Annotated in this window: 18 protein-coding genes; 11 read left to right on the forward strand and 7 right to left on the reverse strand. The window is 72.8% G+C overall.

What is annotated here, in order from left to right; all coding sequences use genetic code 11:
- Window positions 1-35: 35 nt before the first annotated feature.
- The 5 genes from QZX79_RS05500 (at window position 36) to QZX79_RS05520 (ending at window position 5,113) form a co-directional block, all read left to right on the forward strand.
- Window positions 36-680 carry a DUF4129 domain-containing protein gene (locus QZX79_RS05500; RefSeq protein ID WP_294565751.1) on the forward strand — a complete coding sequence of 215 codons (645 nt, stop codon included), beginning with the start codon at window positions 36-38 and terminating at the stop codon, window positions 678-680.
- A gap of 29 nt (window positions 681-709) precedes the next feature.
- Window positions 710-1,975, forward strand: a complete 1,266-nt coding sequence (locus QZX79_RS05505; protein WP_294565754.1) for a DUF4350 domain-containing protein — start codon at window positions 710-712, stop codon at window positions 1,973-1,975.
- Window positions 1,972-3,024, forward strand: a complete 1,053-nt coding sequence (locus QZX79_RS05510; protein WP_294565758.1) for a MoxR family ATPase — start codon at window positions 1,972-1,974, stop codon at window positions 3,022-3,024. Before QZX79_RS05505 ends, QZX79_RS05510 begins: the two co-directional genes overlap by 4 nt.
- A gap of 54 nt (window positions 3,025-3,078) precedes the next feature.
- Window positions 3,079-4,371 carry a DUF58 domain-containing protein gene (locus QZX79_RS05515; protein ID WP_294565761.1) on the forward strand — a complete coding sequence of 431 codons (1,293 nt, stop codon included), beginning with the start codon at window positions 3,079-3,081 and terminating at the stop codon, window positions 4,369-4,371.
- 79 nt (window positions 4,372-4,450) lie between these two features.
- Window positions 4,451-5,113 carry a DUF4166 domain-containing protein gene (locus QZX79_RS05520; RefSeq protein ID WP_294565763.1) on the forward strand — a complete coding sequence of 221 codons (663 nt, stop codon included), beginning with the start codon at window positions 4,451-4,453 and terminating at the stop codon, window positions 5,111-5,113.
- Here the strand turns inward: QZX79_RS05520 and QZX79_RS05525 are convergent.
- The 7 genes from QZX79_RS05525 to QZX79_RS05555 all read right to left on the reverse strand — a co-directional run bounded on the left by QZX79_RS05525 (window position 5,110) and on the right by QZX79_RS05555 (window position 12,151).
- A complete protein-coding gene (locus QZX79_RS05525) occupies window positions 5,110-6,186 on the reverse strand; it encodes a hypothetical protein (RefSeq protein WP_294565764.1) in 1,077 nt (358 codons plus the stop codon). The two genes, QZX79_RS05520 and QZX79_RS05525, sit on opposite strands and share 4 nt — an antisense overlap.
- A complete protein-coding gene (locus QZX79_RS05530) occupies window positions 6,176-6,568 on the reverse strand; it encodes a chorismate mutase (RefSeq protein WP_294565767.1) in 393 nt (130 codons plus the stop codon). Before QZX79_RS05530 ends, QZX79_RS05525 begins: the two co-directional genes overlap by 11 nt.
- Window positions 6,569-6,629: 61 nt before the next feature.
- Window positions 6,630-7,772, reverse strand: a complete 1,143-nt coding sequence (mnmA, locus tag QZX79_RS05535; protein WP_294565770.1) for a tRNA 2-thiouridine(34) synthase MnmA — start codon at window positions 7,770-7,772, stop codon at window positions 6,630-6,632.
- Window positions 7,769-8,995 carry a cysteine desulfurase family protein gene (locus tag QZX79_RS05540; protein ID WP_294565773.1) on the reverse strand — a complete coding sequence of 409 codons (1,227 nt, stop codon included), beginning with the start codon at window positions 8,993-8,995 and terminating at the stop codon, window positions 7,769-7,771. Before QZX79_RS05540 ends, mnmA begins: the two co-directional genes overlap by 4 nt.
- Window positions 8,996-9,156: 161 nt before the next feature.
- Window positions 9,157-10,341, reverse strand: coding sequence for an ABC transporter permease (locus QZX79_RS05545; protein ID WP_294565775.1), 1,185 nt, complete (start codon window positions 10,339-10,341; stop codon window positions 9,157-9,159).
- A complete protein-coding gene (locus tag QZX79_RS05550) occupies window positions 10,338-11,072 on the reverse strand; it encodes an ABC transporter ATP-binding protein (protein ID WP_294565778.1) in 735 nt (244 codons plus the stop codon). Before QZX79_RS05550 ends, QZX79_RS05545 begins: the two co-directional genes overlap by 4 nt.
- On the reverse strand, window positions 11,069-12,151 hold the full coding sequence (locus QZX79_RS05555; RefSeq protein ID WP_294565781.1) for an efflux RND transporter periplasmic adaptor subunit: 1,083 nt from the start codon (window positions 12,149-12,151) through the stop codon (window positions 11,069-11,071). The genes QZX79_RS05550 and QZX79_RS05555 overlap by 4 nt, the downstream gene beginning before the upstream one ends.
- Window positions 12,152-12,336: 185 nt before the next feature.
- Here QZX79_RS05555 and folP point away from each other — a divergent pair, with 185 nt between their 5' ends.
- The 6 genes from folP to sigK all read left to right on the forward strand — a co-directional run bounded on the left by folP (window position 12,337) and on the right by sigK (window position 17,298).
- Entirely contained in the window at window positions 12,337-13,281 is a 945-nt protein-coding gene (gene folP, locus QZX79_RS05560; protein WP_294565784.1) for a dihydropteroate synthase, read from the forward strand.
- Complete coding sequence (locus QZX79_RS05565; protein ID WP_294565787.1) at window positions 13,278-14,018, forward strand: pyrimidine reductase family protein; 741 nt, start codon at window positions 13,278-13,280, stop codon at window positions 14,016-14,018. The genes folP and QZX79_RS05565 overlap by 4 nt, the downstream gene beginning before the upstream one ends.
- A 101-nt stretch (window positions 14,019-14,119) precedes the next feature.
- Window positions 14,120-15,067: a J domain-containing protein gene (locus QZX79_RS05570; RefSeq protein WP_294565790.1), complete on the forward strand. Its 948-nt coding sequence runs from the start codon at window positions 14,120-14,122 to the stop codon at window positions 15,065-15,067.
- A gap of 9 nt (window positions 15,068-15,076) precedes the next feature.
- Complete coding sequence (locus tag QZX79_RS05575) at window positions 15,077-15,544, forward strand: tRNA (cytidine(34)-2'-O)-methyltransferase (protein ID WP_120165056.1); 468 nt, start codon at window positions 15,077-15,079, stop codon at window positions 15,542-15,544.
- Between the two features lie 20 nt (window positions 15,545-15,564).
- Window positions 15,565-16,386 (forward strand): class I SAM-dependent methyltransferase, encoded by an 822-nt coding sequence (locus QZX79_RS05580; protein ID WP_294565793.1) that lies wholly within the window; start codon window positions 15,565-15,567, stop codon window positions 16,384-16,386.
- A gap of 282 nt (window positions 16,387-16,668) precedes the next feature.
- Window positions 16,669-17,298 (forward strand): ECF RNA polymerase sigma factor SigK, encoded by a 630-nt coding sequence (gene sigK, locus QZX79_RS05585; protein WP_120165054.1) that lies wholly within the window; start codon window positions 16,669-16,671, stop codon window positions 17,296-17,298.
- The last annotated feature ends 12 nt before the right edge of the window (window positions 17,299-17,310 follow it).

Below are 17,310 nucleotides of genomic sequence, written 5' to 3' on the forward strand. Positions count from 1 at the left end.
GGCCCGGCGCCCTGCCCCCGGGCGTTCCCCCGGTGATGCCCGAGACGCCGGTCGACCGCGACGAGGCCCGGGAGCTGCTTCGGGAGGAACTGGCCAAACCGGCCTACCAGGAGGCCCAGCCCTCCCTGCTCGAACGGGCGGTCCAGGCCGCCTTCGACTGGTTCATGGAGGCGCTGTCGGGCATCCGGACGGTGGGGGCCGGACCGGGCACGCTCCTGCTGGCCGCCGGAGCCGTGCTCATCATCGTCGTGGCCGTCGTGCTGATCCGGCCCCGCCTCAACGCCCGGGCGGACCGCGCCCAGCGGACGGTGTTCTCCAACGGAGCCACCCTTCCGGCCGCCGAGCACCGCCGCCTTGCGGCGGCCGCCGCCGGAGCGGGCCGGTGGAACGAGGCCCTGGCCGAACGCCTGCGCGCGGTCGTCCGGGACGCCGAGGAACGCGGAATCCTCGAGGAGCGGCTCAGCCGTACCGCCACCGAGGCGGCGGCCGGCCTCGCACCGGCCTTCCCGGGCTCGGCCGCGGAGATCCGCTGGCTGGCCGAGAGGTTCAACGAGGTCCAGTACGGCCGGGGCGCCGCCTCGGAGGCCGATGAGGCCGACGCGGCGCGGGCCCAGGCGCTCGATGCGGCCCTGGCCGGGGGCGTCCCGGCGGACGAGGGCGTTCCCGGGGCCGCCCGGTGAGCCGGCATGCAGCGCCCCGGCGGGCCTCGGTGCAACCGCCGTCCGCCCTGCCCGCCGACCTGCCCGCCGCCCCGACGGCGGCCGGCCCAACACCAGCGGACACGTCCGCCGCTCCCGCTGCGGCGGCCCGCGGAATCACCGGAGATGGCGGGAGCGTTGCCGCGACCGGCCGCCGGCGGCTGCGGCGGGCGCTGCCGGGGCTGCTGCTGGCCTTCGTCATCGCCGCCGTCGTGGTGCTCGGGCTGCTCACCCGCACCGACGCCGACACCACTCCGCTCTCGCCGGGCAATGCGACGCCGACGGGTTCCCGCGCCGTGGCCGAGGTCCTCGGCGACCAGGGGGTCGAAGTGGTCCATGCGCGCACCCTGGCCGAGGCGGAAGCCGCCCGGGCCCGCCTCCCCGGGGCCACCCTGTTCTTCTCCGACCCCAACGGGTGGCTCAATGAGGAACAGCTGTCCTCGCTGAACCGCTCGTTTCCGAGCAGAGTCCTCGCCGCACCCTCCGAGCCCCAGCTGCTGGTGCTGGCCCCGGAGATCCTGCCCGCAGGACCCGCCGAGGACGGCCGCGGAGCGGTGCGCGCCGGCTGCAACGAGGAGGAGGCCCGGACCGCCGGGGAGATCACCGGCGGCGGCCAGCTCTACTCGGCGCCCGTCGAATGCTTCAGCTCCCCCGCCGCCGACGGCGGGACGGGCGCCTCGTATGCCGCCGTCGAGGGGACGGTCGTCCTGGGCAACCCGGAAATCCTCATGAACGGCACCATCGAGGAGGCCGGCAACGCCTCACTCGCGCTGTCCACCCTCGGCGCGGGAGAATCCCTCATCTGGTACCAGCCGAGCACCGCGGACCTCGCCGGTGCCACCGGCCCGCCCGCCAACCCGCTGGAGCTGCTTCCGGACTGGGTCAACTCCCTGATGCTCTGGCTGCTCGGATGCGCCCTCCTGGCCATGCTGTGGCGGGGCCGGCGGCTGGGCCCGCTCGCCGTGGAACCACTCCCGGTCGTCGTCAGCGCCGCCGAAACCGCGGAGGGCCGGGCCCGCCTCTACCAGGGTTCCCGGGCCGTCCGGCACGCCGCGGAGAACCTGCGGGCGGCTACCCTCAGCCGGGCCGCGGTCCGGCTGCGCCTGCCCCCGTCCAGTGCCCGGGCCGCCGTCGTGCAGGCCGTGGCGCACAAGACCGGCCGCCGCCGCGAGGACGTCCACTCGCTCCTTGACGGCCCACCTCCGTCCACGGAGAAGGACCTCGCGCGCTGGGCGCAACAGCTTCTGGACCTCGAAAAGGAGATCAACAACTCATGAACCGACAGAGTGGATGGCAGCAGGACGGCACCGGGGCTCACGCGGCGCACCAGGGGGTGGACACCGTGACGGAGCAGGCTCCGGCGGGGCGGACGGTCGATGACTCCCCCCGCCGCGCACTCCTGGACGTGCGGGCCGAGGTCGGCAAGGCGGTCGTGGGGCAGGACGCGGCGGTGACCGGACTGCTCATCGCCCTGCTCGCCAACGGGCACGTGCTCCTCGAGGGTGTGCCCGGGGTCGCCAAGACGCTGCTGATCCGCACCCTGTCGGCGGCGCTCAGCCTCGACACCAAGCGGGTCCAGTTCACCCCGGACCTGATGCCCGGTGACATCACCGGTTCGCTCATCTACGAATCGCGCACCTCCGAGTTCACCTTCCGGGAGGGCCCGGTCTTCACCAATATCCTGCTCGCCGACGAGATCAACCGGACGCCGCCGAAGACCCAGGCCTCGCTGCTCGAGGCGATGGAGGAGCGCCAGGTCTCGGTGGACGGGGTCTCCCGCGCCCTTCCGGACCCGTTCATCGTGGCGGCCACCCAGAACCCGGTCGAGTACGAGGGCACCTACCCGCTGCCGGAGGCCCAGCTCGACCGCTTCCTGCTCAAGCTCGTCCTGCCGCTGCCCGGACGGGACGACGAGATCGAAGTGATCCGCCGGCACAGTGAGGGCTTCGACCCGCGGAACCTTGGCGGCGCCGGGGTCCGCGCCGTTGCCGGGGCCTCCGACCTCGCCGCGGCGCGCCGCGCGGTCGGCAGGGTGTCGATCGCCCCGGAGGTGATTGCCTACATCGTCGACCTGGTGCGCGCCACCCGGGCGGCGCCGTCGTTCCAGCTGGGCGTCTCCCCGCGCGGGGCGACCGCGCTGCTGACGACGGCGCGTGCCTGGGCGTGGCTGTCCGGACGCAACTTCGTCACCCCGGACGATGTGAAGACCCTCGCCATGCCCGCCCTGCGGCACCGCGTCGCCATGCGGCCGGAGGCCCAGATGGACGGCGTCGGCGTCGATGAGGTCCTCGGCGGGATCCTCGCCGTCGTTCCGGTTCCCCGGTGAACCGCGCCGCACCGCACCGCGCCGCCGGCGGAGGCCCCGGAGGGGAGGCCCGCGGTGGCGGTTAGCGGACGCCTGGTGCTGCTGGCCCTGCTCGGCGCGCTGCCCATCGTGCTGTTCCCCGGCGCGCTGCCCGCGCTGATCTGGGCCGGGCTGCTGGCCGCAGGTGTCGCCGTCGACCTGCTGCTTGCCGCCTCTCCCCGCCGGGTCGGAGTGCGCAGGGCCCTGCCCGCCACCGTGCGCCTGGGCGAGGGCTGCGTCGGCGCGCTCCTGCTGTCCAACGACACCGGCCGCACCCTCCGGGCGGCCGTCCGTGACCCGTGGCAGCCCTCGGCCGGGGCCGCCAACCCCGAACAGCGCCTGCGCGTGGCCGCCGGCCGGGTGCACCGCATGGAGGTGTCGCTGCTGCCGGCCCGCCGGGGGATCCTCACCACCGGCTCGGTCACCCTCCGCAGCTACGGACCGCTCGGCCTCGCGGCGCGCCAGCTGACCCTCCCGGTGCCAGCGGAGCTGCGCGTGCTCCCGCCGTTCCTTTCCAAGCGCCACCTTCCCTCGAAGCTGCGCCGGCTTCGAGAGCTCGACGGGCGGGCCGCGGTGCAGATCCGGGGCGCGGGAACGGAGTTCGATTCGCTGCGCGACTATGTGCGCGGTGACGACGTGCGCTCCATCGACTGGCGGGCCAGCGCGCGGCGGCGGGACACCGTGGTGCGCACCTGGCGGCCCGAAAGGGACCGCCGCGTGGTGATCGTCCTTGACACCTCGCGGACCTCCGCCGCGCGGATCGCCGACGAGCCGCGCCTCGACACCGGCATCGAGGCGGCCCTGCTGCTGGCCGTGCTCGCCCAGCACGGCGGCGACAAGGTCGACTTCCTCGCCTTCGACCGCCGCCTCCGGGCCCGGGTCGACTCCGGGGCCAAGGCGAACCTCCTCAACGCCCTGGTGCGGGCGATGGCCCCCCTGGAACCGGAACTGATCGAGGCGGACTTCTCCCGGATCCCGGCGCAGATCCGCTCGGTCTCCCCCCACCGGTCGCTGGTGGTGCTGCTGACCTCCCTCGACTCCGGCGCCGTCGAGGAAGGCCTGCTGCCGGTGCTTCCCGGGCTCACCGCGCAGCATCTGGTGGTGATCGCCTCCGTGCGCGATCCGCGGCTCGGGGAGCTGCGGGCCGTGCGGGGCACGGCCGCCGACGCGTACCGGGCCGCAGCGGCGGAGCGGGCGCTGCTGGACCGGGAGGCGGTCACGGCGCGGCTGAAACAGCTGGGCGCCGAGGTGGTCGATGAACATCCGCTGGAGCTTCCGCCCCGGCTCGCCGACACCTACATCCGGCTCAAGGCGGCGGGCCGGCTGTGAACGCCGCGGCCGCCGCCGGCAGTCCCCGCGGGCGGGGCACCGCCCGCGGATCTGAGAGCAAGCAGGGAGGAACATTGCGGTGAAATCGATCTACCAGGAGGTTCTGGGCCGGGACTTTGACCGGCTCCAGCCGGAACTGCGTGAGTACTTCGGGCTCTCCGCCGGCAGCGGAAAGGCCGGGGTGGGAACCGGCCGGTTCGACGTCGCCGGCTCCCCGGCCCGGTTCGCCCGGCCGGCGTTCCGGCTCACGGCCCTCGACAACGCCTTCTTCCCCGAATACGAGACCTCGGTGCCGTTCACGATCGCCAACTACCCGCATACCGACCCGTTCGGCCGGCCGGCGCTGACCGCGCGGCGCGAGATCCGGTTCAGCACTGCGGTCCGGGTGTTTGAGGACACCACGTCGCTGCAGGACGGGCGGCTGACCGACTACCTGGGCTCGCGGCGGCGCATGGCGACGGCGCTGACCTGCTCGGTCACGGACGGCGGGCACATGCGCATGGTGTCCACCGCAACACGCGTCTTCGCGGGGATCCGGATTGCCCTGCCCGACGCCGTCGGCGCCAGTGCCACCATGGAGCAGTGGTGGGACGGGCAGCGCTTCCGCATCACGACCCGGGTGGTGCACCGCCAGCTGGGCACCCTGCTCGTGTACGCCGGGAGTTTCGACTACGAGCTCCAGGCGTTCGACGGCGTGCTCCCCGGCCCGGCCCAGCCGCGGCGGTGGGAGGAGCGGACCTAGGCCTCCGCGGCGAGCTGGGTCAGGGCCTCCGCGGCGCCGACCAGCCGCGTCAGGCTCTGCCGGGCGGCGGCGGGGGTGAGCCCGGCCAGCCCCTCCAGGGAGGTCACGGTCAGGGCACCCAGCGCCGCGTCCGGGAGGCCGACCCGGCGCCAGGGGTCGACGACGGCGGCCACGAGCGCCGAGACCTGCGGCACCGTGGCACCCGGGCCCAGGATCCCGGCCCACAGCCGGCGCCCCGACTCGACGGCCTCGGCCAGCCGCTCCCACTGGGCGTCAGTCACTGCACCGAAGGGCAGCCCGAGCGTGTCGGCGGGGCTTGAGAGGGCGGCGTCGAGCACGTCGTCGCCGCCGGGCACGCGGAGCACCAGCCGGTCCGCGCCGGCGGCCCGGACGGCCCGGTGGAGGCCCGCCCAAGCGTCGGTGGCCTCCTGTCGCGGCACCGCGCGCAGCGTCCGGTAGCCGCTGGCGGTCGGGATCCGGCCGGCGAGCACGGCGTCGGCCTCGGGCTCATCGAGCTGCACCTCGACGACGGCGCCGCGGGCCACCGCCGCGGTCCGCCGGACCAGGTCGGCGGCCCCCGCCGCCAGTGAGGCGTAGATCTCCCGCCGCGCGCCGGCGTCGAGCAGGGCCCGCTCCCCGGAGTGGAGGTGGACGTTGGCCGCCACCGAGAGAGGGCCGCGCAGGTGCACCTTCACGCGTGCGGCGGGTGCCTCCTCCGCTCCGGCGATATCGCCAAGCGCGTTGAGGTCTGACGACAGCGCCGACTCAGCCCTGCGCTGGTCCTTCCCCGGGCGGGCCACGAGGCGCCAGCCGTGGGGCTGAAGGTCGAAGGGAAGCTCAACGAGCATCCCGAGGGTGCGGCCGACGGCGTCGCTGCCGGGCCCGCGCTGCGGCAGGGCGGCAAGGAACGGCAGATGCGGGCCGCCGAGTTCGCCGCGCACCGCCCGGTGCGCCTCCAGCGGGTCGGTCCCGGGCCAGTCGCCGGATGCCGTCGCGGCGGCCTGCACCGCCCCGGTGCCGGCCGGGCCGGCAGGTGTTCCGGTCCCGGGAGCGGCGGAGGACTCAGGCCCCACCGGTGCCCTCCGGTGCGCGTCCTGACGCTTCCCCGTTGCGGGTCTCCGAAATCGCCTGATGGTGGCGGATCACCTCGGAGATGATGAAGTTGAGGAACTTTTCGGCGAAGGCCGGGTCGAGGTGCGCCTCCGCCGCCAGGGCGCGCAGGCGCGCGATCTGCGCCGCCTCGCGGGCCGGGTCGCCCGCGGGGAGCCGGTGCTCGGCCTTGAGGTGGCCCACCCGCTGGGTGGCCTTGAAGCGTTCGGCCAGCAGGTACACGAGCGTCGCGTCGATATTGTCGATGCTGCTGCGCACCGACAGGAGTTCGGCCATCACCTCGGGCTTCACGGATCCCGCGAGGGAACTCGCCTCAGGGTCGAAATCACGTGTCTCTTCGCTCATGGAACCAGTCAATCAGACTTCCGGGGGCACCCTTAACTGTGTCCGCGGTGCGGCGGAAGGCTCAGCCGGCGACGCCGGCCGGTTCGGGGCGGAGTGCGGACCGGGCCGAATCGATGGTCGCCTGGCCCAGCACGCGGCTGCCCTGATACAGCACGACGGTCTGCCCGGGGGCCACCCCGCGCATCGGTTCGACCAGGCGCACGACGAGCTCGGGGCGTCCGTCGGCACCGGCTTCGACGCGGGCTCGGGCGTCGACGGGGTCGCCGTGCGCGCGCACCTGGGCCATGCAGTCGAACTCCTCACCGGTGTCTACCTCGGCGATGGGCCTGCCGGCCCAGGAGACCTTGATGCCGCGCATCGAATCGATGGCGAGCAGCTGCTCCGGGCCGACCACCACGGTGTTTTCCTTGGGCCGGATCTCCAGGACAAAGCGCGGCTTGCCGTCGGGCGCGGGCCGGCCAAGCTTCAGGCCCTTGCGCTGGCCCACGGTGAACGCGTTGGCGCCGGGGTGGGTGCCGAGCTTCGTTCCGTCGACGTCGAGGATGTCGCCCTCGGTGAGGTCGATGCGCTCCTCGAGCCAGCCGCGGGTGTCGCCGTCGGGGATGAAGCAGATGTCGTGGCTGTCCGGCTTGTTGGCCACCGACAGCCCGCGGCGCTCGGCTTCGGCGCGCACCTCGGCCTTCGACGGGGTCTCCGCGAGGGGGAACATCGAGTGCTTGAGCTGCTCGTGGGTCAGCACGCCCAGCACGTAGGACTGGTCCTTCGCCCAGTCCGCGGCGCGGTGGAGCTCCCGGTTGCCGTCGGCGTCCTCGATGACCTTGGCGTAGTGCCCGGTGCAGACGGCGTCGAAGCCCAGCGCCAGCGCCTTTTCGAGCAGGGCGGCAAACTTGATCCGCTCGTTGCAGCGCATGCAGGGGTTGGGGGTGCGCCCGGCCGCGTACTCGGCGATGAAGTCGTCGACCACGTCCTCCTTGAAGCGCTCCGAGAAGTCCCACACGTAGTAGGGGATGCCGAGGATGTCACAGGCGCGCCAGGCGTCCCGGGAGTCCTCGATGGTGCAGCAGCCCCGGCTGCCGGTGCGCAGGGTCCCGGGCATCCGGGACAGCGCAAGGTGCACCCCGACGACGTCGTGCCCGGCCTCCACGGCGCGGGCCGCAGCGACGGCCGAATCGACCCCGCCGCTCATAGCTGCAAGTACCTTCATAGGGAAAAACCTGTTCCTGCCGTTTGGATTGATGATGCATGGCCGGCCATGCCCGCCTTGCGCGCACGGGCGCAGGCATCGGGGAGGGCCGCAAGAAGGGCGTCGACATCCTCCGCGGAGGAGGTGTGGCCCAGGGTGAAGCGTTGGGCGCCGCGGGCTTCGTCCTCGCTCAGCCCCATCGCCAGGAGCACGTGGGAGGGCCGGGGCACCCCCGCGGTGCACGCGGCGCCGGTTGAGGATTCGATCCCGGCCAGGTCGAGCAGGAACAGCAGCGAGTCCCCCTCGCAGCCGGGGAAGGTGAAGTGGGCGTTTCCGGGCAGCCGCGCTCCGGCGGGCGCCGGATGCGCGACGCCGCGCAGGACGGCCTCGGGCACCGCCCGCTGGACGCCTTCGATAAGGCGGTCCCTCAGGGCGGAGAGCCGCGCCGACTCCCCGGCCAGGTGGCCCACCGCCGCGTCGGCGGCGGCGGCGAACGCCGCGATCCCCGGCGCGTCGAGGGTGCCCGAGCGGATATCGCGCTCCTGGCCGCCCCCGTGCTGGACCGGGGTGAGTTTCACCGACCGGCCCACGAAGAGCGCGCCCACCCCCACGGGCCCGCCGATCTTGTGGGCGCTGACGGCCATGGTGGCCAGCCCGGAGCCGGCGAAGGAGACCGGAAGGGAGCCGAATGCCTGGACGGCGTCGGAATGCACCGGCACCGCGTGCGCCGCGGCCAGGGCGGTGATCTCGGCGATGGGCTGGACGGTTCCCACCTCGTTGTTGGCCCACATGACCGCGACCAGGGCCGTGGCGTCGGCGTGCGCCTCGAGTTCGGTGCGCAGCGCCTCGACCGAGACGACGCCGGCGCCGTCGACGGGCAGCCACGTCACCTGCGCCCCCTCGTGCCGCTCAAGCCATTCGATGGTGTCCTGCACCGCGTGGTGCTCGACGGGCGAGGCGATGATGCGGGTGCGGCGGGGGTCCTCGGCCGTGCGGGCCCAGTAGAGGCCCTTGACGGCCAGGTTGTCCGCTTCGGTTCCGCCCGAGGTGAAGATCACTTCGGAGGGGTGGGCGCCGGCGGCCCGGGCGAGGCTTTCGCGGGCGTCCTCGACGCCCCGGCGGGCACGCCGGCCGGAGCCGTGCAGCGAGGAGGGGTTGCCGCTGCGGCTGAGTTCGAAGGTCAATGCGGCGAGCGCTGGCGCCGATAGAGGCGTAGTCGCCGCGTGATCGAGGTACACGGGCATACACCGATTCTAGCGGCGGAGCCGGTATCCGCCGATTCGGCGGCGGGGCGCCGGGCACCGGTCAGCCTTCCTCCGGCTGCCCGCCGGGCAGTCCGGGGCGCCCGGCAGCCGCCGCAACGGACCGGGGCGGGCCGTTCCGGTGGCCGGTCCCGGCCGGCGGCTTAGTATCGAATGGCGTCGATCACCTTGACCCGCACCGCGACGAGGGCCGGGATCAGCCCGGCGAGCGCGCCCACGGCGATGGCGGATCCGACCCCCACGAGTGCGGCGCCGATCGGGAAGGGCGGCAGGTCCGTGGCACCGGCCGCCAGCAGCGGCTGGATCCGCGGATGGCTGACGACGGCGACGGAGAGCATGACCCCCGCCACGCCGGCCACGGAGGTGGCGACGACCGATTCCATCATCACTCCGAAGAAGATCCGGCCCGAGGTCGCCCCGAAGCTCCGCCGGATGCCGATCTCCCGCACCCTGTACTTCACGGTCACCATCGAAATATTGAGCAGCCCCACGGCTCCGAGCAGCAGCACGAGCCCAGCGACTCCGCCGATCACGAGGGTGAGGCCGCCGTACGGGTCGCCCTGAGCGGCGTAGTCCTGGCGGTATACCGAGACGTCGGGACCGAACTGGGCCTGCAGATCGGCGGTGATCCGGGCCGTGAGCTCATCGGCCAGCCCGGCGGGCACCCACGCCTCCAGCGTCGGTGGGGCGCCCTGGACACCCGCGACCTCCCACCGGTCGGTCTGGTTCTTCAGGAGGTAGGCCTGCGGCTGCGCCCCGGAGTAGTCGTTGGCGAGGATGCCGACAATGACGGCCTTGACGTTCCGCTCCCCCAGCAGCTCAACGCCCGGGTCGGCGGTGATGTCCGGTGAGCCCATCAGGGTGTGGAAGGCTTCATTGACGATCAGTACGGGGGCCAGGCGCTCCGTGTCGGCGTCGGTGAACCAGCGCCCGTCCACCACGTTCATGCGCCGCATCGTCCCGTAGTCCGGTTCCACCAGCAGGCTCATGGTGTCGATGCGGCCGGCCGGAGTGCGGATGCCGAGGAAGGTGTCGACCCGCAGGGAGCTGTACTCGATGCTGTACCGGTCGACGACCTCCGCGTAGGCCGCCACGACCGCCGACTGGTCGGGCCCGGCCGAGGCGGCGGAGACACCCAGGGTCGCGGCCCGTCCGCCCATGCGTTCGGAGCTCTGCACCATGCCGGCGGAGGCCATATTGCCCAGGGCCACGACCGAGGTGAGCGCCGCGACCGAGAGCATCACTCCCAGCAGCGCCAGCAGGACGCGCGTCTTGTGGATGCGCAGCTCCGAGAACGCCTCGAGAACCGCGCCGAGGAGGGCGGTCATGCCGCCGCCGCCTCGGGCCGCAGCACGCCGGCGTCGAGCCGGTAGTGGCTGCGCGCCCGCACCGCCACGTTGGCGTCGTGGGTGATCGTAACCAGCGCGGCCCCCGACTCCGCCGCGACCTCGTCGAGCAGTTCCATCACGATGGCTCCGGTCTCGATATCGAGGGCGCCGGTCGGTTCGTCGGCCAGGATCAGTTCGGGGGTGCGCACCAGCGCCCGGGCGATCGCCACGCGCTGCTGTTCACCTCCGGAGAGGTTCGAGGGCAGCTCGCGCATCCGGTCGCCCAGGCCCACCCGGTCGAGCATGGCGGCGGCGAGCTTCTCGCGCTTCCAGAACTGCCGGCCCTCGGCGTAGAGCAGGGGGGTCATCACGTTTTCGAGGGCGGTCCGTCCCGGCAGCAGGTTGAACTGCTGGAAGATGAACCCGATGGCGCCCCCGCGCAGCCGTGCCCGGGCGTCTCCCCTGAGGGCGCGGACGTCCATTCCCCGGAAGGACAGGGTGCCTTCGGTGGGGAGGTCGAGGAGCCCGAGGAGGTTCAGGAGGGTCGACTTTCCCGACCCGGACCGGCCGACGATTGAGAGGGAGTCCGAGGGGTGGATGTCGAGGTCGATGCCGCGCAGGATGTGGAGTTCCTTTGAGTCGGCGATGCGCACGGTGCGGGTCACCTGCCGGAGGGAGACCAGCGGCGGCCAGGCGGTGCCGGCCGCCGGGACTGCTTCTGGTGCCGTCATCCCCGGCCCCCCATCTCGGCAGGCTGCATCCCGGGCTGGAGCGGAACGTCGATGCCCGGCACGAACTCAAGGACGTTCTCCCCCTCGGTGAGCCCGGAGAGGATTTCGACGGTTGAGCCGTCGTTCAGCCCGAGCTCGACCTCGCGCTCCTCCTGCGCCCCTTCGGCGCCGAGCACCCAGACGATGCCCTCGGCGATGGAGCCCTGGACGGCCGTCGTGGGTACGGTCATGACGTTCTCGGCCACGCCCGCGCTGAGCTTGATGGATGCCGAGAGCCCCGCGAAGGAGGGAACCTCCGAGGGGATGCCGCAGGTCAGCTCCCCCGCCGGCGCCGACCCGTCGTCACCGGCCGCGGGTAGGCCTTCCCCTCCCATCGGCCCGGCCATGGCCGTGCGCTCCGAGGCGGGCGGCGTGCCGCCGGCCTCCGGTTCCGGATCCCCGATCTGCGGGTCCTTGCAGGTGAAGGGGGCGGACCCGCCGGCGATGGTGATGACGGCCGAGGAGGGCCGGTCGAGCAGCCGGAACTGCTGGGCGGCGGTGAGGGTGCCGGCGACGTGATAGGTGCCCGGGCTGACCGAGCCGAGGGACTGCCCGATGGAGACACCCTCCCCGATCAGCGGCGGGAAGGAGGTCAGGGTGCCCGAGGCCGGGGCGGTGATGTCGAAGTACTCATAGACGGGCTCCGGTGCCGGGACCGGGACGCCGGAGTCCTCCCCCTCCCCTTCGGTGTCCGCGGGAGTCTGGGGCTGGACCTCGGCAGGGGTGCGGACCTGGAACAGCGGATCGCCCGCCGCCACCTCCCGCCCCTCCTCGGCGAACAGGTACACGACCTCGCCGGCCGCGGTCGACCGGATGGACACCCCTTCATCGGCAGCCACCGTGCCGGTGAGTTCCACGGTGTTGGCCACGGTTCCCCGGGTGACGGGCACCGTGGGGGTCAGCACCTCCGCGGCGGGAAACCCGCTGGAGGGCGGCGGTTCGGCCGCGGAGAAGAAGGCCATCTTGACGAGCGCCGCGGCGATGATCAGGAAGACGAGAAGCCAGGCGGCCGGAAAAACCGCGCGACGAAGTACAGCCATGTATTTCCCCCATTACAGATGTGTTTGCCCCGGGGCCGCGCACGCGGCCCCGGATCCCGCCAAGCGTAGACGGGAGCGGAAGGACTCTCCGCGGGGACACATCGGAAGCCGGGCGCCAATTCGGTGACGATTCGGCAACGGACCTGCGCCACCCGGGCAGCAGACGGGTCTGGTAGAAATAGCTCGTGGACGAAACAGCTGTGGCCCCGGAGCCACCGGGCATCTTCGTGCCGGCCTTCCGGCACCCCGTCCACGCCTTCGGGTCCCGGATCCTGGATTTCGACCGGCAGGTGGCCCTGATGGCCATCATCAACCGGACCCCGGATTCGTTCTACGACTCGGGCCGCACCTTCGCCCTTGAGGCCGCCACGAAGGCCTCCCTGGCCGCCGTGGCCGAGGGAGCCGACTGGATCGACATCGGCGGCGCGCCCTTTGCGCCCGGAGAGCCGATCCCGGAGGCCGAGGAGGCCGACCGGATCGTTCCCGTGATCGCCGCCGTGCGCGCGGCGGGCGACGTCATCATCTCCGCCGACACCTTCCACCCCTCGGTGGCGGCCGCGGCCCTGGCGGCGGGCGCCAACGTCGTCAACGACACGACGGGGCTGCGCAACCCGGACCTCGCCGCGGTGGTGGCGGACGCGGGCGCCCACCTGGTCATCACGCACAGCCTCGCCGAGCCCCGCACGGCGTACCCCCGGCCCCGCTACGACGACGTGGCCCGGGAGGTTGCGGACTTCCTGCTGCGCCGGGTCGACCTCGCGGTCTCCCTGGGCGTCCCCGAGGAGCGCATCCTGCTCGACCCCGGGCACGACCTCAACAAGAACACCCTGCAGTCGCTGGAAATCACCCGGCGCTTCGCCGAGATCGCCGGGCTCGGATTCCCGACCCTGGCCGCCGTCTCGAACAAGGACTTCATCGGCGAGACCCTCGGCCTCCCCAAGGAGTCGCGGACGGAGGGATCCCTGGCGGCGGCGGTGATCTGCATCCTCGGCGGGGCGCGGATCGTGAGGATGCACAATGTCGCCGCGGCCCGTTCGGCCCTGCGCCTGACCGAGGCCGTCCTGGGCTTCCGGCCTCCGGCCTACCTCCGGCACAACATGGGCGAACGGAACGGCTCCGACGGGCGATGATCACCTCCCTGCTCCCCGCCGCGCCCGGTCCGCTCACCGAGGCGGACCTGCTGGCCGAATACGCGTATCCGCCCTCCCCGGGCCCCTTCGTCCGGTTCAACTTCATCGCGTCGGCCGACGGTGCCGCGTCCGTCGCCGGCCGCTCCGGAGGGCTGGGCAACGACGGGGACCGGCTGATCTTCGCCCTCCTGCGGCGGCTCGCCGACGTGATTCTCGTAGGCGCAGGCACTGTCCGCGCCGAGGGCTACGAAGGCGAGCTGATCGATCCGGACGCCCGGGCCGCGCGCCGCGCGTCGGGCCGGGCGGGCCATCCCGCCGTCGCCGTCATCTCCGGTTCGCTCGATCTCGACCCCGCCTCGGGCTTCTTCGCCGCGCCGCCGGTGCGTCCCCTGATCTTCACCACCACCGCTGCCGACCCCGGCCGGCGCCGCGCCCTGGAGCGGGTTGCCGACGTCGTTGACTGCGGTGACTCGGCGGTGGACCCTGCCCGGGCGGTGCGGCACCTGGCCGGGCGCGGGCTGGGGCGCGTGCTGTGCGAGGGCGGACCCGCCGTCCTGGCCTCCTTCACCGCGGCCGGCTTGGTCGACGAGCTGTGCCTGTCGCTGAGCCCGCTCCTCGCCGGCGGGGAGGGGCCGCGCATCTCCAGCGGCACGGGCCCGCAGCAGCCGGCGCCGCTGCGGCTCGTGTCGCTGCTGCATGAGGAATCGGCGCTCTATGCGCGGTACGTTCGACGCTGAGGTTCCCTCCGGCGCCCGCGCGGCGCCGGGGGAAGCACCGGGCGGGGCCCCGCCCGGCCCGGTGTACGAAGTTCCGGAGTTTCCCCAATGAAAGGCGTGCGATGCCCGAGCGGTCGGACCCGTCCTACTACGACATCCTGGGCATAGCTCCGGGTGCCACACCCAAGCAGGTCAAGGACGCCTACCGCCGTGCCGCGCGGAAGGCCCACCCCGACCTTGGGGGCAGCGAGGAACTGTTCCATTCGGTGGCCGTCGCCTACGAGACCCTCTCCGATCCGGCGCGGCGCGAACAGTACGACAAACGCGGGCGCTTCGGCGGACGGCGCGACGAGGCCTCCGGGTCCCGCACCTTTGGCGCCGGCATGCGTCCGGCCGCCGGCTCCGGAGCCAGGGACGACGGCGTCTCCTCCCGCCCGCCCGTCTACCTCCCGCCGTTCTCCCCGGACCAGCCCCCCGTGCTGCCCCTGGTACTCGCCGGCCGGCAGTCGCACGGCGCCGCGCGCCAGCCCGGGCTGATTGCGCGGCTCGGCGCGGAGGCGCGGTCCCGGCTTGACGGGGAGCTGCGCACCGCGGCCCTGGTGGAGGCAACCGTGCTCGAGGGGTACCCGGCGGCACGGCTCGTCAACGGCCTCGTGTTCCCCAACCGGGCCCGGACGGCGGCCGGCCACGTCGTGCTCGCCGGGTACCGGATCGCCGTGATCGATTCGTTCACCGCATCGCCCGGGAACTTCAGCTGGGACGGGCGTTCCCTGCGCCACCAGGGGCGCCCGGTGCCGCTGCGCATGCCCGCGACGGTCCGGGAGGTCCAGGAACTCTTCCCCGAATGCAACGTCACCGGCTGGGTGCTGATCCACGGGGCCCGCAACAACCCGTTCGACCCCGTCATCGACACCCCGCCGGGGTTTGACCGCTCGGCGCCCGCGCTGGTGCAGGTGGTCAACGCCGGGACCGCGGCCCGCACGCTCAAGGCGTTCCTGGCCGGCGGACCCCAGGCCAATACGGTTCAGCTTCCGGTGCTGGGGCGGCTGCTTTCGGCGGCCGGGAGCTAGGATGGAGCGGTGTTCCGTATCCTCTTCCACTCCCCCGAAATTCCGGGCAACACCGGCAACGCGATCCGCCTTGCGGCGGTAGCCGGAGCCGAACTCCACCTGGTGGAGCCCCTCGGGTTCAGCCTCGAGGATTCGAAGCTGCGCCGGGCGGGCCTGGACTACCACGACCTGGCGGTCCTGCGCGTCCATGCCGACCTCGAATCCGCCTGGCGGGCGCTCGCCCCCGAAAGGGTGTACGCGTTCACCGCCGAGGGGGACGTTTCGTACACCGACATCAGCTACCGGCCCTCGGACGTGCTCCTGTTCGGCCCGGAATCGGTGGGCCTGCCCGAGGCGGTCAAGCAGGACCCGCACGTCACCGCGAGGGTCCGCCTGCCGATGCTCCCCTCGCGGCGCTCGCTCAACCTGGCCAATACCGCCTCGATCGCCCTCTACGAGGCCTGGCGCCAGCATGGCTTCGCCGGCGCCGACCGCTGACCCACCCTAGGAGCCCGCAGATGACCCCACGCCACGCCTCAGCCCTCCCGGACCAGGGGGCCGAGGACTTCGAACTGCTGGCTCCCGCCCTGTGGAACCCGATCGCCAACGCGGTGGTCGCCGCCGCCGACGTGCATCTCGGTGAGCGGGTGCTCGATGCCTGGGCCGGCACCGGCGCCGGCACCATCCCCGCGGCCCAGCTCTGCGGGCCGGACGGGACCGTGGACGCCGTCGACCCGTCGGCGGCAATGCTCGACCTGGCACGGGCCAAGGCCGAGGCGCTGAATCTCGAGAACATCCGTTTCAGCGTCGGCGACCCCGCACACTGGACCGCGGGTCCCTACGACGCCGTCCTCTGCTGCTACGGGCTCTTCCTCGTCCCGGATATGGCCGCGACGACCACCCGGATGGCCTCCCTCCTGCACCCCGGCGGGCGCCTCGCCCTGAGCACCTGGAACGAGGGCGCCCTCGAGGGGTTCGAGGCGATCCTTCTCGAGGCCTGTGCCGCAGAGCGGGCCCCCGCGCTTCCCCAGACCCGCCCGGACTTCACCGCCAACTGGGAGAAGCTGGCATCCGAGGAGAAGCTGGTGGACTGGCTGGCCGCCCACGGATTCGGGGAGGCGGAGGTCCAGGCGGTGTCGCTGTCGGTTCCCCTCGAACCCGGAATGGCCTGGTCGCTGGTGCTCGGCAGCGGCTACCGCACGGTGCTCCCCGAAGCACCGGACCTGCGCGGGCGGATCCGCGACCGGTTCGCCACCCTGCTTGGCGAGGACTTCGTGCTGAACGCCGATTCCCTCGTCGCCACGGCCCGCGTCGGGGAGCCGGAGCGGCCTTCGGCCTGACGAGCCCACCCGACCCGCCGTTCCCGCCGCGCCGCATCCCCGGATCGGCCCATCCGGAACCGGCGCGGCTCCGAATCCCTTCTAGAAACGCTCCGGGCCGCAGTGGACGGCGGCCCGGAGCGCGACCCGCGCCAACGGCGCGGGCGCAGCTGACAGGGTTTCCGGAGCACATTAAGGGCGGTGAAGTGGGTGAATCGGGTCTCGGAACGGCTGCATGCGGCACTCCTCCCCTCTTCAAGGGATGTTCGGCACCGGCCGGTTGGCGCTCTATGCTTGGACCCTATGGACACGCCACGAGTAAGCCGGGCCACAGCCGGGAGAACCCCAGCGGGTGGACTGGCCGATGATGCTGCCGCCGGCACCGCCGGCGAGCCCACGCTGACCGACCTCCTGCTGCGGATTGCCCGGCAGGACCAGGAGGCGTTTGCCGCGTTCTACGCCCAGACCTCCCGGCGTGTCTACGGGCTGGCCCGGCGGGTCCTGATCGACCCGGAACTGAGCGAGGACGCAACCCAGGAGGTCTACCTCCAGGTCTGGAACAGCGCCGGCCGGTTCGATCCGGCTGCCGGCAGTCCGATGGCCTGGCTGATGACCCTGGCCCACCGGCGGGCCGTGGACAAGGTCCGGTCCGAGCAGAGCTCGACCGACCGGGAAGCTCGGTATGGCGCTGCCACCCAGACCATCGATCACGACGACGTCGTTGACACCGTGACCCAGCGGCTCGAGGCCGAGACCGTGGTGAAGTGCCTCGACACCCTCACAGACACCCAACAGGAATCTGTCAGGCTCGCCTACTACGGTGGACTGACCTACCGCGAAGTCGCAGAGAAGCTCGGGGTTGCGGTACCCACCATCAAGTCGAGGATCCGGGACGGCTTGCTGCGCCTCAAGGCATGCCTGGGGGTGAGCTGATTGCAGGACAAG

The sequence above is a fragment of the uncultured Arthrobacter sp. genome (genome assembly GCF_902805515.1).
Classification (GTDB): domain Bacteria; phylum Actinomycetota; class Actinomycetes; order Actinomycetales; family Micrococcaceae; genus Arthrobacter_D.